This is a genomic window from Anaeromyxobacter diazotrophicus, assembly GCF_013340205.1.
Classification (GTDB): domain Bacteria; phylum Myxococcota; class Myxococcia; order Myxococcales; family Anaeromyxobacteraceae; genus Anaeromyxobacter_A; species Anaeromyxobacter_A diazotrophicus.
The window spans coordinates 247,934-261,495 of record NZ_BJTG01000008.1 but is presented as its reverse complement, the minus strand read 5'-3'; the positions used below and the strand labels follow the sequence as shown (position 1 = coordinate 261,495).

The window sequence follows — 13,562 nt, the reverse complement described above, 5'->3', positions numbered from 1 at the left end:
TGGACGCCCAGAGGGGTCGCCTGTCGATCCGGGCGGTGGCCGTTCGTCGCCTGATCGGAACACCACACCGGAGGAACCACACGATGAGATACCTGACGTTCATCCGCCACGCCGAGACCTACCGTCAGTCCGGGCCGCCCGCGGCCTTGATGGAGGCGATGGGGAAGTTCGTGGAGCAGTCCTTCAAGGACGGCACGCTGGTCGACACGGGGGGCCTGCTGCCTAGCAAGGACGGGACCCGGCTGCGCCTCGCCAAGGGCAAGCTCACGGTGACCGACGGCCCCTTCGGCGAGAGCAAGGAGGTCATCGGTGGGTACGCCATCCTGAAGGCGGCCTCGAAGGCCGACGCGCTCCGGGTCGCGACCGAGTTCATGGAGCTGCACCGGAAGCACTGGCCCGAGTTCGAGGGCGAGGCGGAGGTGCGCCCCATGTTCGAGCCCGGCGAGGGCCCGTGAGCGGGCGCGGCGTCGCGGTTCCAGTGAGCAGCCCCACCCCTGCGAGAGGAGCAGACCGATGCGCGTGATGGTGCTGGTGCCGGGCGACCGGGACTCCGAGGCCGGCAAGATGCCGAGCCAGGAGCTGATCGCGAAGATGATGAAGTTCAACGAGGAGCTGGTGAAGGCCGGCGTGATGCTGGCCGGCGAGGGGCTCACCCCCACCTCCCGGGCGAAGCGGGTGAGGTTCTCGGGCGGGCAGCGGACCGTCCTCGACGGGCCGTTCGCAGAGTCGAAGGAGCTCGTCGCCGGCTACTGGATCTGGCAGGTGAAGTCCGTCGACGAGGCGGTCGAGTGGCTGAAGCGCGCGCCGTTCGACGGCGGCGTCGAGGTGACGATCCGGCCGGTGTTCGAGCCCGAGGACTTCGGCCAGGAGCTCACACCCGAGCTGCGCGCGAAGCAGGAGCAGCTGCAGGCGGAGATCGGGCGGCGGCGCGCGCCGTAGCCGCGCCTCCGGGGTGGGCGATGGGCGGCGGCGCGACGCGGGCGGCCATCGAGGCGGTCTGGCGGATCGAGTCCGCGCGGGTCATCGGCGGGCTCGTCCGCCTCGTCCGCGACGTGGCGCTGGCCGAGGACCTCGCCCAGGAGGCGCTCCTCGCCGCGCTGGAGCGGTGGCCCGAGGCCGGCATTCCCGCCAACCCCGGCGCCTGGCTCACCGCGACGGCGCGGAACCGGGCGATCGACGAGGCGCGCCGGCGCGAGCGGCTGCGCCGCGAGCACGGCCAGCTCGAGGAGGACGCCGCGGGGCGACCCCCCGCGGCGCCCGACCTCGAGGCGGCCCTCGACGAGGACGTGGGCGACGACCTCCTGCGCCTCATCCTCGTCGCCTGCCACCCGGTCCTCTCGGCCGAGGCGCGCGCGGCGCTCACGCTGCGCCTCCTCGGAGGCCTCACCACCCAGGAGATCGCCCGCGCCTTCCTCGTCCCGGAGCCCACCATCGCGCAGCGCATCGTGCGGGCGAAGCGCACCCTGGCCGAGGCGCGCGTCCCGTTCGACGTGCCGCGCGGCGCGGAGCTGTCGGCGCGCCTGTCCTCCGTGCTGGAGGTCATCTACCTCGTCTTCAACGAGGGCTACACCCCGACGGCCGGGGGCGACTGGACGCACCCGGCGGCGTGCGAGGAGGCGCTCCGGCTCGGCCGCATCCTCGCCGAGCTCACCCCGGACGAGCCGGAGGTCCACGGGCTCGTCGCGCTGATGGAGCTCCACGCGTCGCGCCTGCGCGCGCGGCTCGGGCCGTCCGGAGCCCCGGTGCTCCTGCTCGACCAGGACCGCTCCCGCTGGGATCAGCTCCTCGTGCACCGCGGGCTCGTCGCGCTCGCGCGGGCGGAGGCGCTGCAAGCGCCGCTCGGGCCCTACACGCTCCAGGCGGCCATCGCGGCCTGCCACGCGCGGGCGCACACCGCGGGAGAGACGGACTGGCCGCGGATCGTCGCGCTCTACGACGCGCTGGTCGAGGTGACGGGATCGCCCGTGGTCGAGCTGAACCGCGCGGTCGCGGTCTCGATGGCGTTCGGGCCGGCGGCCGGGCTCGAGCTGGTCGACGCCCTGCGGGGCGAGCCGGCGCTCGCGTCGTACCACCTGCTGCCGGCCGTGCGCGGGGACCTGCTCCTGAAGCTGGGCCGCGACGCCGAGGCGCGCGAGGAGCTCGAGCGCGCAGCGTCCCAGACACGGAACGCGCGAGAGCGGGAGCTCCTGCTCGCGCGCGCGGCGGCATGCGCCTTGGGGCGAGGCGCGCCGAGTCCCTAGCCGTTCAGTCTGGCTGGGAGGGTCACGGGTGTTCGGGGCGCGATCCTGGCGCGGCGCCGCCGCGCGCCCCCGCGCGAGGTCCAGGCACCGGGGCGGTGCCCGACAGCGTCGGCCGCGCGCGCGCCACGAGCTCGTCCACCCAGTCGATGACCTCCCGCACGCGCGGCGAGCGGCGCAGATCGCCGTGCACGAGGAGCCAGAGCTCGTGGGGCACGGGCTCGGGTCCCTCCAACCGTACCAGCGCGGCGTCCGCATCCGCCACGAAGCGCGGGAGCACCGCCACGCCGACGCCGATCCGGGCGGCGGCCACCAGCGAGGCCGTGCTGTTGCAGCGGAAGACCACCCGCCGCTCCGGCCCTGCGCGCGCCAGCCACCGCTCCTGCGGCGTGCTGGCCAGGCTCTCCTCGAAGCCGACGAACGGGTCAGCCGCGAAGTCGACGGCTCCGCGCCGCCCGGGGGCGGAATCCCGGCCAGCGTAGAGGCCGTAGGCGACGTCGGAGAGCTTGCGCGTGACGAGGCCGGCCTCGCGCGGGCGGCCCATGCGCAGCGCCAGGTCCGCCTCGCGGCGCGCGAGGTCGAAGGTGCGCTGGTCGGCGACCACCTCCAGCACCAGCCCGGGATGGCGCTCGCGCAGCGCGGGCAGCGCGGGCACGAGCAGGAACGCGGAGAGGTGGGTGGCGGTGGTGAGCCGCACCGTGCCGGAGAGCGTGCGGTCGTGCGCGTCCGCATGTCGCGCCAGCGCGAGCACGTCGGCCTCGACCTGCGACGCCATCTCGGCCAGCTCCTGCCCGGCGGCCGTGCAGCACCACCCCTGCGGCCCGCGCTCGAAGAGCGCCAATCCCAGCTGCTCCTCCATCGACGCCACCCGGCGCGCCACCGTGTTGCGGTCCACGCCGAGCCGCTGCGCGGCGCGGGCGTGGCTGCCCGTGCGCACCAGCTCGAGGAGGAAGCGCAGGTTTCCCCAGTCCAGCCCCGCCGCGCGTTCTTGCGCGGGGGCGGCGCTCACCTGCGCCTTCAACGGCCCCTTTGCCATCGGTAGGTTCCCTCGCGCCGCAGCCGAGCGGTGCCGCCGAGCTCGGTCGGCCGAAAGGAGTATCCAGATGACGTCGCGATCAGCGAGGACCGTTTCATCGCCCTGGTGGGGTGCGCCGCGCGAGCCCGCGCCCGCCCGGTGGCTCGTGCGCGGTGGGCTGGCGCCCGACCTGCTGGGCGCCGGCGCCTTCCTCGCGCTGTGGGTGATGGTGTGGGGCTTCTTCCTCGTCGCCGTGGCCGGGCCAGCGGCGCGGCTGCATGGCGCTGGCCAGCGGGAGGCTCCGGTCACGACCGAGCCCGGCACGCGAGCGCTGGCCGTGGCCGGACCCGGGTCCAGCCCGGAGCGGAGCACGCCATGAGCACGCACGCCGAGGCGCGCGAGCTGATCGGGACGGGCCAGCGCGCGACGCGCGCGGAGGGGTCGCGCGGGTTGCAGGAGCTCCCGCGCGACGCCACGGTCGCCCTGCGCCCGGGCCCCCGCGGCCTGCGCCTGCGCTGCCACCGGGGCACGCTGATGGTCACGCAGGAGGGCGACCCGCTCGATCACGTCCTGGAGCAGGGCGAGGTGGTGGAGCTCGGGCGGCGCGGGCTGGTCGCCGTGTGGGCGCTCTCGGACGCGGCGATGACTGCCGAGCGCGCGTAGGGGACCGCCGTACGGGACTGGAGATCCCGGGGCGAACGCCCCTCACTTCCCGAACCCCCGCAGCACGTCCCCCAGGCCCTTGCGCGCCTGCACCTTCGCCTTCTCCTGCAGGTTCTGCTGGAGCTGCTGCACCTGCTGCTTGGCGGCGCCGGTGACGAGGCCGGCCACCGCCTGCTGCGCCTCGACGTGGACCGACGGCTGGGACAGCGTGCCGCCGAGCGCGAGCGGGACCGCGAGGCCGTTCCCCAGCGGCAGCTTGGTCCCGCCGGTGAGCCCCTGCAGCGCCTGCTTCGACAGGTTGGCCGTCCCCTGGAGCGCCAGCGCGCCGTCGAGGCCGATCTTGCCGCCGAGCTGCGCCGCGCCGAACGGCGCGCCGAAGGAGAGGGGCTTCGCGAGCGCCATGGCCCCGTCCTTCACCGTGAAGCTGGCGGCGAGGTCGCGGAGCTGCGTCTTGCCCGCGGCGCCGCTCACCTGGCCGGCGAGGCCGCCCTTCCCGACCGCCTGGAGCCCCTTCGACACGGCGCCCAGCACCTGACCGCCCAGGTCGGCGGTGGTGAGCTCGCCCTGCTTCACCGCCAGCGCGCCGCGCCCGGTGAGCGCCTGGCGCAGCTTCGCCCAGTCCACCCCGGTGCCGTCGAGGTCGAGCGCGCCGTCGAGCTTGCCGGCCAGCGGCGCCGCGCCCGCGAAGGACTGGAGCGCCGGGCCCAGCTCCACCGCCTCGAGCTTCGCCTTGAGGTTCCACTTCGGGTCCGCCTGCGAGAGGTCCACGCGGGTGCCGCCGGCGTCGACGCGCCCGCCGAAGAAGCGCGCTTGCGCGTCGCGCAGCACGAGCTCCCCGCGGTCGAGGACGGCGCTGGCCTTGAAGTCGTTCGCGACCAGGCCGCCCTTCACCACCTTCTGGATGTCGATCGTGCCGGCCACGTCGAGCGCGCCCACCTGCTTGCGCTGCGCGGCGGTGAGGAGCGGCCCCTCCTGCTTCGCCTGCTGCTGCTGCGGCAGGAGGCCCATGACCTGGCCCAGGTCGAGGAGCGGCCCCGCGATGGCGAAGCGGACGCGCGGCGGCTTCAGGTCGGCGGCGACGCGGCCGCCCAGGTTCACGCCAGGTCCCTCGAGCGCGATCTTCTCCAGCGCGGCCGTCCCGGCGCCGGTGGCCGGGTCGACCGCCGCGTGCAGGTCGAACCCGCCCTGCGCCGGCTCGCCGCGGAGCCGCACCTGCGAGAGCTTCCCCTGGCCGTCCACGTGGTACTTGCCCTCGGCGGTGGCGAGCTTGGCCGAGGCGTCCACCCGGCCGCCGCTCATGAGGTTCGTCACCGAGGGGGGCAGGAAGGCGCGCAGCCGCGCGAGGTCGAGGCCGCGCAGGGCGAGCTGGCCCGTGAGCTCGGGGTACTGGCCGGGGCCGAGCGCTGCCAGGCTCGCCGGCAGCGTCGAGGCGTGGAGGTCGAGCTGGAAGTTCTGCTCGGGGTTCACCAGCGCCGCCGAGATCTTGGCCGCGAGCGGATGGCCGAGCCCGACGTCGTCGGCGGTGAGGTCGATCTTCGAGACCGCCACCGCCGCGTTCGCGCCGGCGAGCGCGTCCACGTAGTGGACCTCGCCCCCGGAGATGGAGGCGTGCCCCACCACCACGCTCGCCGAGGAGCCCGAGCTCGACTTCGCCTCGGGCGGCGGCGCCTTCGCCTGGGCCTCGCCGCCGAGCCCTTCGTAGTTCCAGGTGCCGTCCTTCGCGCGGACGAGGTTCACGATCGGCCGCACGAGCCGGATCTCGCTCACCTGGACGTCCTTCCCCAGCGAGGTGAGGAGCGGCCACAGCCGCAGGCCCACCTCGAACGCCTCCACCTTCACGAGGGGCGGCTCGCCGGGCCGGCCGGCCACGGTGGTGCCGTCGAGCGCGACCCTGGCGTGCGGGATGATCCGGAGCTTCGCCTGCTCCACGGTGACGTCCCGGCCCAGCGCGGCCGAGATCCGCGGCACGACGAGGTCCTTCACCCGCGAGGTGACGGCGCTCGTCTGGAGCAGCAGCGTGAGCGCCACCACGAGCACGACGAGCGCGCCGACGACGCCCACCACGACCTTCAGCAGGGTTCTACCAGGACTCTTCGCCATGCCCTCAAGGTCGGCCCGCTCGCCTGCCGGGGCAACGGCGGCAGGCGCTCGCCCGGCTACAGGCCCCGCAGGCCGAAGACGAGCGACACCAGGAGCGACAGGAGCGTGAGCGCGATGGCGAGCAGGAGCGCCGAGAAGAACCCGATCCCGTAGGCGCCCATCACCGTGGCGAGCCAGATGGCCGCGTAGAGGAGCCAGGGCAGGAGCAGGAACCACAGGAAGCGCGCCAGCGTGAGGTACGACGCGAGGGAGAGGAAGAGCGCCACCAGCGCGGCGCGCCCGACGGTGTTGTACGGGTTCCCCGGATCGACCCACCCCACCGCGGCCCACAGCACGAGCGCCGAGACGACCAGCCGGACCAGGAACGCGCCGAGGTGGCGGAGCATGGCGGGAGGATACTCGGGTCTCCCCCGGCCGCGCGGCCTATGATCGGTGCCGTGCCCCACAACGCGCCCGCCGCCGGCCCCATCCCGGATGGTCCTCTCCCCGCGGTCTCCGAGGAGCTGCTCCGCGCGCTCCCCAAGACCGACCTCCACTGCCACCTCGACGGGTCGCTCCGCCTCGGCACCATCCTGGAGCTGGCCGAGGAGCACGGCGTCCACCTCCCGGCCGACACGCCGGAGGGGCTCGCCCGCGCCATCCACCAGGGCGAGCTGTGCGCCGACCTCGAGGACTACCTCAAGGCCTTCGACGTCACCCTCTCCGTGCTGCAGACGGAGGAGGCGCTCTACCGCGCCGCCTACGAGCTCGCGCTCGACTGCGCGGCCGAGAACGTGCGCTACCTCGAGGTGCGCTACGCGCCGGTGCTGCACACGCGGCGCGGGCTCAAGCCCACCACCATCGTGGACGCCGTGCTCGACGGCCTGCGCGCCGCCAAGCGGGAGACCGGCATCAAGTCCTCGGTCATCATCTGCGGCATCCGCCACATCGACCCGGTCACCTCGCTGCGGCTCGCCGAGCTGGCGGTGGCCTTCAAGAACCGCGGCGTGGTCGGCTACGACCTGGCCGGCGCCGAGGAGGGCTACCCGTCGAAGGACCACGCGGCGGCGTTCCAGCTCATCCTCGCCAACAACGTGAACGTCACCATCCACGCGGGCGAGGCGTACGGCCCGGAGTCCATCGCGCAGGCGGTCCACTACTGCGGCGCGCACCGCATCGGGCACGGGGTGCGGCTGCGCGAGGACGGCGACCTCCTCAACTACGTGAACGACCACCGCCTCCCGCTCGAGATGTGCCCGTCCTCGAACGTCCAGACGCGCTCGGTGGCCGACATGAAGAGCCACCCGCTCAAGTTCTACTTCGACTTCGGCCTGCGGGTGACGGTCAACACCGACAACCGGCTCATCACCGACACCACCTCGACGAAGGAGCTGTGGATCGCCCACCGCGAGATGGGCTTCACGCTCGAGGACCTCGTCACGCTGGTGGTGCAGGGCTTCAAGAGCGCGTTCATGCCCTTCCGCGAGAAGAGCGATCTCCTGAAGCAGGTGAACCGCGAGATCGCCGCCACCCTGACGCGCTTCGCGGCCGGGCCGCGGGCGGTGGACGCGGGCACGCAGCGCTCCGCGACGTGAGAAGGGGCCGCCCCTCTCCCAGGACCCTCAGCGCCTGACCGCGCTCACCACCATGTTGTCGCCCAGGTTCACCGGCACCGGCCACCGCCCCGGCACGAGCCGCCGCGCGAGGCGGAAGAGCGGCGCGGCGGCCGGGAAGCTCGCCGCTGCCTTGCGCAGGAGGTAGTCTGCCGAGACCGTGTGCGTGTAGGCGCGCCGCCGCACGACGCGGAAGCCCGTCTCCTCGAGCAGCCGCGGCAGCGTGCGGCGGTCGAAGTAGACGACGTGCATGTCCATGAGCCACGGCCAGCGCGCGCCGAGCGCCCGCGCGAAGAGGCTCCGCGCGTCGATGGTCGAGACGTGGAGCTCGCCGCCCGGGCGCAGGAGCCGGGCCGCGGCGGAGAGCTCCTGGCGCGGGTCGGGCAGGTGCTCGATCACGTCCCACAGCGTGAGCACGTCGTAGCGCGCCCCGGCGCGGGCCGCCTCGGAGAGGGTCTCGTTGCGCACCGGCAGGCCCTGCGCGCGCGCCTCCCGCACCGCCCAGCGCGAGAGCTCGATGCCCTCGGCCGCGAACCCCGCCTCGCGGGCGACGTCGACGAAGATGCCGCAGTAGGCGCCGACGTCGAGCAGGCGGCGCCCCGCCGGCGGCCCGAGCAGGCCGAGCGCCCGCCGGAAGGTGAGGTACCGGTTCTCCTTCTCGGCGAGGTAGAGCGGGTCCTCGACCGCGCCGTACGCCTCGAGCAGCCGCACCGGATCGGGCGCGGGCCACTGGACGAGGAAGCCGCAGGCCTCGCAAACCCAGATGGGACCGTGGGCGCGGTGCCCGAAGCTGGTACACGCGTAGGCGGCGTGGCTGACGCCTGCGCCTCCGCGGGCCGGAAAGCGCAGCGTGAGCGCGCCCCCGCCGCACAGGTAGCACCGCTCCGGCTCGCCGGGGCGCTCGGAAGGGGTCGCCGGAAGGGGATCGACGGTCGCGGGGTCCACGTGCGGCCCCTTATAACTTCGTCGGCCACCGCGCGGAAGGAGCGACCCTGTTCCTTGCCGGCGGCGTCGCCCCCGCCTAGCATCCGGCCCACCGCGAGGAGCCCGCACCGATGGCGAAAACCCTGGCCATGATCCTCGCGGGCGGTGAAGGGCGGCGGCTCGACCCGCTCACCCGCGAGCGCGCCAAGCCGGCGGTCCCGTTCGGCGGCCGCTACCGGATCATCGACTTCGTCCTCTCGAACTTCGCCAACTCGGGCCTGCTCCGGATGAAGGTGCTGGTCCAGTACAAGTCGGAGTCGCTCAACACGCACATCCAGCGCGCCTGGCGGCTGGCCGCGCTCCTCGACCAGTACGTCGAGCTCGTGCCGGCGCAGATGCGGGTGGGGCCGAAGTGGTTCGAGGGCTCCGCCGACGCCATCTACCAGAACCTCAACATCATCACCGACGAGGAGCCGGAGTTCACCTACGTGTTCGGCGCGGACCACGTCTACCGCATGGACGTGCGGGAGATGCTGGACTACCACCGCGACAACCGGGCCGACTTGACGGTGGCCGCCATCCCCATCCCGGTCGAGGAGGCCCACGAGTTCGGCATCATCGAGGTGGACGGCGAGGGGCGGATGGTCGGCTTCGTGGAGAAGCCGAAGCAGGATCCGAAGACGATGCCCGGCGATCCGACCCGGTGCCTCGCGTCGATGGGGAACTACCTCTTCACCACCGACGTGCTGGTGCAGGAGATCGTCCGCGACGCGGGCGACCCGCAGAGCGCGCACGACTTCGGCAAGTCGATCGTGGCCGGGATGTACGCGCGCAAGCGCGTCTTCGTCTACGACTTCGCGAAGAACGTGGTGCCCGGCCAGTCGGAGCGGGAGCGCGGCTACTGGCGCGACGTGGGGAGCCTCGACGCGTACTACCAGGCGAACATGGACCTCGTGGACGTGGACCCCATCTTCTCGCTCTACAACGACCAGTGGCCGATCTTCACCATCCAGTACAACTACCCGCCGGCCAAGTTCGTCTTCGCGAACGAGCGCGAGGGGCGGGTCGGGCGCGCCACCGACTCGCTCGTCAGCGAGGGGTGCATCATCTCCGGCGGCACCGTGCACGGGTCGATCCTGTCGCCCAAGGTGCGCGTGAACAGCTACGCCAGCGTCGAGGGGTCGATCCTGTTCGAGAACGTCACCATCGGGCGGCACTGCCGCATCCGGAAGGCGATCATCGACAAGCACGTCGAGATCCCGCCCGGTACCTCCATCGGCTACGACCTCGAGGCGGACCGGCGGCGCTTTCACGTCACCGAGACCGGGATCGTGGTCATCCCCAAGGGGATGCGGGTGGACGCGGGGTAGGCCGGGCTTCGTGAACGAGCGCTCCGCTCGACCGCCCACATCCGACGATGGCGTGCGTGGAGGCGACCCCCTCGGCTCGCGGTACACGCACTGTGACCACGATCAACGCTGAGTGATGTCGGGGCGTATACGTTGGCCGGCGCAGGGTGGCTCCATCGTCGTGCACGTCTTCGACGTCTTCAATCTATCCAGCCGGGGAGAGCGATGGTCAAGAACGCGTGGGGTGTCGCAGTGGTGCTGGCCGTCATCCTGGCCGGCTGTGGCGGTGGATCGGATTCCGAAAGCGCGGCGAGCCTTGCGTGCAACGATTGGTCGACGGGGGCCGCGAGCACGCAGTTTTGCGGGTGCGTGGCGGTGCCGGCCGGCACGGGCTCGGGGCGCTGCTCCGAAACGGACTGCTGCGTCATGTATGACGTGAGCGGCTTGGGGAGCGCGTGCGACTGTTACAGCAACGCGTACTTCGCCTATCCCGGAGCTTCGTTTGGATCGTTCGGCAGGAGCTGCTCGGCGGTGCTGCAGTGGCGCGCGTCGCAAGGGAGCCTGAGCAACGTGCGGCAGGTCGCGAGCTGTCCCCTGTGAGGGCCGGCGCGCTGGCGCGGCCCATGCGCGGCTCCCGAACCGATCGCTGATCCCTGACGGCGGTGGGGGGCAGGAGTCGCGCTCGCCGCGGCGGCGGGAGGGGATGTTTCACGGCCCCCCCTCCCGCCACGGCCCCGAAGCTCCGGTCGACGCCCGACCGCCGCCGCGCTATGACGCGCTGCATGCACCTCGCCCTCGCCCTGTGCGGCGCGCTCGCGCTCGCGGCCGCCCCGGCGTCGAAGCCGACGCCCATCCCGGCCACCCCGTACCAGCAGTTCAAGCTGCCGAACGGGCTCAACGTCATCCTCTCCGAGGACCACACCGCGCCCATCGTCGGCGTGGACGTGCACTACGACGTCGGCTCCAAGGACGAGAAGCCGGGCCGCACCGGGTTCGCGCACCTCTTCGAGCACCTCATGTTCCAGGGCTCGGAGCACCTCGCCAAGGGGGAAGCGGACCGGCTCATCGAGAACGTGGGGGGCGGCGCCAACGGCGCGACGAGCCAGGACCAGACCGTCTACTGGGAGCAGGTGCCGTCGAACGCGCTGGAGCAGGCGCTCTTCATCGAGTCCGACCGCATGGGGTGGCTGCTGCCCACCCTCGACCAGGCGAAGCTCGACAACCAGCGCGAGGTGGTGAAGAACGAGCGGCGCCAGTCCTACGAGATGCAGCCGTACGGCACCGCCTTCATCGAGCTCATGGCCAACGTGTGGGACCCCGAGTTCCCGTACCACTGGCTCCCCATCGGCTCGCACGAGGACCTCACCGCCGCGACGCTCCAGGACGTGCGCGACTTCTTCAAGCGGTGGTATGGCCCGAACAACGCCTCGCTGGCCATCGCCGGCGACTTCGACCCGGCCGAGGCGCGGCGGCTGGTCGAGAAGTGGTTCGGCGCCATCCCCGCCTCGCCGCCGCCCGACCACCGCGCCCCCTCGCCGAAGCCCATCGCGGGGGAGAAGCGGGTGACCATCGAGGACGAGGTGGAGCTGCCGCGCGTCTACGTGGCCTGGCAGTCCCCGCGCGCTTTCGCGGCGGACGACGCCGCGCTCGACCTCCTCGCCGACGTGCTCGCCGACGGCAAGAGCGCGCGGCTGGTGAAGCGGCTCGTCATGGACGAGCGGATCGCCCAGAACGTCTCGGCCGGACAGCAGTCGGAGCTGCTCGCCGGCACCTTCCTCGTGGTCGCGACGCCGAAGCCTGGGCAGACGGTGGAGAAGCTGCTCGGGGAGATCGACCAGGAGATCGAGCGGCTGAAGCGCGAGCCGCCGCAGCCCGAGGAGCTCGAGCGCGCCGTCAACAAGACCGAGTCGGGCGCCGTGTTCAGCCTGGAGCCGGTGGGCGGCTTCGGCGGCCGCGCCGCCACCTTGAACCGCTACTGGTTCCAGACCGGCGACCCCGGCTACTTCCCCAAGGACATCGCGCGTTACCGGCAGGTGACGCCGGAGGACGTGCGCGCCGCCGCCGCGCGCTGGCTGAAGAAGGACGCGCGGGTGGTGCTCACCGTGAAGCCCAGGGCGACCGCCGCGAAGGAGACCAAGTGATGCGCAGGCTCGCCGCCCTCTCGTGCCTCACCGCCGCCCTCGCCTGCGCCGGCGCGCCGCCGCGCCCCGCGCCGGAGGCCGCCGCGCCGGCCGCCGCACCGGCCGCGCCGGCCGCGGTCCCGGTGGTGAAGGACGCGGTCGCCCCTGCCGACCGGTCCCAGGTCCCGCAGCCCGGGCCCGCCCCCGCGCTCAAGGTCCCGCCGCAGCGCCACTTCCAGCTCGCGAGCGGCCTCAAGGTGCGGCTCGTCGAGTACCACCGGCTCCCCATCGTCGCCCTCCACCTGGTGGTGGACGCGGGCGCGGTGCACGACCCGAAGGGCCGCCCCGGGCTCGCCAGCTTCACCGCCTCGATGATGACCGAGGGCACGAAGCAACGGAGCGCCACGAAGATCTCCGACGACCTCGGCTTCATCGGGGCCAGCCTCTCGGCCGGCGCCGGCTTCGACTCCGCGTCGCTCTCCGGGTCGGCGCTGGTGGCCCACCTCGACGAGCTGCTGGAGCTCTTCGACGACGTGCTCGAGCACCCGAGCTTCCCGGCGGCCGACTTCGCCCGGGTGCAGGACCAGCGGCTGGTGGGGCTCCTGCAGCAGCGCGACCAGCCCGGCGCGGTGGCGTCGAAGGCCTTCGCGCACCTGTTCTGGGGCGAGCACCCGTACGGCCACTGGATCATGGGCACCGAGAAGTCGGTCAAGGCCATGAAGCGCGCGGACCTGGTCCGCTACCACGCGGCGCGCTGGCGGCCGAACGTCTCCGAGCTGGTGGTGGTGGGCGACGTGACCGAGCCCGAGCTGCGGGCCAAGCTCGAGAAAGCGCTCGCAGGCTGGACCGGCGCCGCCGCCGCCGCGCCGCCGGTGAAGCCCGCGCCGGCGCCGGCGCTCCGCACGGTGCTCGTGAAGAAGCGCGGCGCCGCCCCGCAGTCGTTCGTCATGATGGGCATGCCCGGCTTCCCGCGCGCCTCGCCCGACTACGTGCCCTCGGAGGTGGCGGCGCAGGTGCTGGGCGGCGGCACCGCCTCGCGGCTCTTCCGCGACCTGCGCGAGAAGGAGGGCTACACCTACGGGATCTACGCCCGCGCCGAGGCGCGCAAGCTCGGAGGGACGAGCTTCATCGTCGGCAGCGTCAAGGCGGACGTGACCGGCGCCGCCACCCGCGCCCTGCTGCGCCAGCTCGACGGGCTCCGCGGCGCGCCGGTGCCCGAGCCCGAGCTCGAGGTGGCGCGGAACGCGCTCCTCCTCTCGCTGCCCTCCGACTTCGCGGTGGCGGCCGGGATCGCGGGCAAGGTGGCGGAGGAGGTGGTCTACGGCCTCCCCGACGACTACTGGGACGGCTACGCGGCCCAGGTGGCGAAGGTGGGCCCGGCCGAGGTGCAGCGGGCGGCGCAGCGCTACTTCGACCCCGCCCGCCTCACCACCGTGATGGTGTGCGACCCGACCGCCGTGAAGCCGCAGCTCGAGGGGCTGCCGCTCGGGCCGGTCGAGGTGAGGACCGCGCCGTCAGCCCCGTGAGCTAGGATGGTCGGCCGCTGGGGGGCTGCTCCCCCG

Annotated in this window: 14 protein-coding genes; 10 read left to right on the top strand and 4 right to left on the bottom strand. The window is 73.2% G+C overall.

Translation table 11 applies throughout. From position 1 onward, the window contains the following. Positions 1–83 precede the first annotated feature (83 nt). From HWY08_RS17195 to HWY08_RS17185, 3 genes are read left to right on the top strand one after another with little or no spacing between them, the layout of a single operon-like run. Positions 84–455 carry a YciI family protein gene (locus HWY08_RS17195; protein WP_176067468.1) on the top strand — a complete coding sequence of 124 codons (372 nt, stop codon included), beginning with the start codon at positions 84–86 and terminating at the stop codon, positions 453–455. 58 nt (positions 456–513) lie between these two features. After that, complete coding sequence (locus tag HWY08_RS17190) at positions 514–939, top strand: YciI family protein (RefSeq protein WP_176067466.1); 426 nt, start codon at positions 514–516, stop codon at positions 937–939. A 20-nt stretch (positions 940–959) separates the two neighbouring features. Next, entirely contained in the window at positions 960–2,240 is a 1,281-nt protein-coding gene (locus HWY08_RS17185; protein ID WP_176067464.1) for an RNA polymerase sigma factor, read from the top strand. A gap of 22 nt (positions 2,241–2,262) precedes the next feature. On the opposite strand, the gene HWY08_RS17180 is transcribed toward HWY08_RS17185, so the two are convergent. Continuing rightward, entirely contained in the window at positions 2,263–3,273 is a 1,011-nt protein-coding gene (locus tag HWY08_RS17180; RefSeq protein WP_176067462.1) for a LysR family transcriptional regulator, read from the bottom strand. 145 nt (positions 3,274–3,418) lie between these two features. Between HWY08_RS17180 and HWY08_RS17175 the strand changes: the two genes are divergently transcribed. Both HWY08_RS17175 and HWY08_RS17170 read left to right on the top strand, forming a co-directional pair. Then, positions 3,419–3,631 carry a hypothetical protein gene (locus HWY08_RS17175; RefSeq protein ID WP_176067461.1) on the top strand — a complete coding sequence of 71 codons (213 nt, stop codon included), beginning with the start codon at positions 3,419–3,421 and terminating at the stop codon, positions 3,629–3,631. After that, positions 3,628–3,915 carry a DUF2917 domain-containing protein gene (locus HWY08_RS17170; protein WP_176067459.1) on the top strand — a complete coding sequence of 96 codons (288 nt, stop codon included), beginning with the start codon at positions 3,628–3,630 and terminating at the stop codon, positions 3,913–3,915. Before HWY08_RS17175 ends, HWY08_RS17170 begins: the two co-directional genes overlap by 4 nt. 42 nt (positions 3,916–3,957) lie before the next feature. On the opposite strand, the gene HWY08_RS17165 is transcribed toward HWY08_RS17170, so the two are convergent. Further along, a complete protein-coding gene (locus tag HWY08_RS17165; RefSeq protein ID WP_176067457.1) occupies positions 3,958–6,015 on the bottom strand; it encodes an AsmA family protein in 2,058 nt (685 codons plus the stop codon). Between the two features lie 56 nt (positions 6,016–6,071). After that, positions 6,072–6,401: a hypothetical protein gene (locus HWY08_RS17160; RefSeq protein ID WP_176067455.1), complete on the bottom strand. Its 330-nt coding sequence runs from the start codon at positions 6,399–6,401 to the stop codon at positions 6,072–6,074. Between the two features lie 51 nt (positions 6,402–6,452). Between HWY08_RS17160 and add the strand changes: the two genes are divergently transcribed. Further along, positions 6,453–7,589 (top strand): adenosine deaminase, encoded by a 1,137-nt coding sequence (gene add, locus HWY08_RS17155; RefSeq protein WP_235969682.1) that lies wholly within the window; start codon positions 6,453–6,455, stop codon positions 7,587–7,589. 27 nt (positions 7,590–7,616) lie between these two features. On the opposite strand, the gene HWY08_RS17150 is transcribed toward add, so the two are convergent. Then, positions 7,617–8,552, bottom strand: a complete 936-nt coding sequence (locus HWY08_RS17150) for a class I SAM-dependent methyltransferase (RefSeq protein ID WP_235969681.1) — start codon at positions 8,550–8,552, stop codon at positions 7,617–7,619. A gap of 110 nt (positions 8,553–8,662) precedes the next feature. On the opposite strand from HWY08_RS17150, the gene glgC reads away from it, so the two are divergent. The 4 genes from glgC (at position 8,663) to HWY08_RS17130 (ending at position 13,526) form a co-directional block, all read left to right on the top strand. Continuing rightward, complete coding sequence (gene glgC, locus HWY08_RS17145; RefSeq protein WP_176067451.1) at positions 8,663–9,901, top strand: glucose-1-phosphate adenylyltransferase; 1,239 nt, start codon at positions 8,663–8,665, stop codon at positions 9,899–9,901. A 204-nt stretch (positions 9,902–10,105) separates the two neighbouring features. Next, the gene (locus tag HWY08_RS17140) at positions 10,106–10,480 is read left to right on the top strand and encodes a hypothetical protein (RefSeq protein WP_176067449.1); all 375 of its coding nucleotides are present in this window, start codon (positions 10,106–10,108) and stop codon (positions 10,478–10,480) included. A gap of 182 nt (positions 10,481–10,662) precedes the next feature. After that, a complete protein-coding gene (locus tag HWY08_RS17135) occupies positions 10,663–12,021 on the top strand; it encodes a M16 family metallopeptidase (protein WP_176067447.1) in 1,359 nt (452 codons plus the stop codon). Beyond that, entirely contained in the window at positions 12,021–13,526 is a 1,506-nt protein-coding gene (locus HWY08_RS17130; protein ID WP_176067445.1) for a M16 family metallopeptidase, read from the top strand. Before HWY08_RS17135 ends, HWY08_RS17130 begins: the two co-directional genes overlap by 1 nt. The last annotated feature ends 36 nt before the right edge of the window (positions 13,527–13,562 follow it).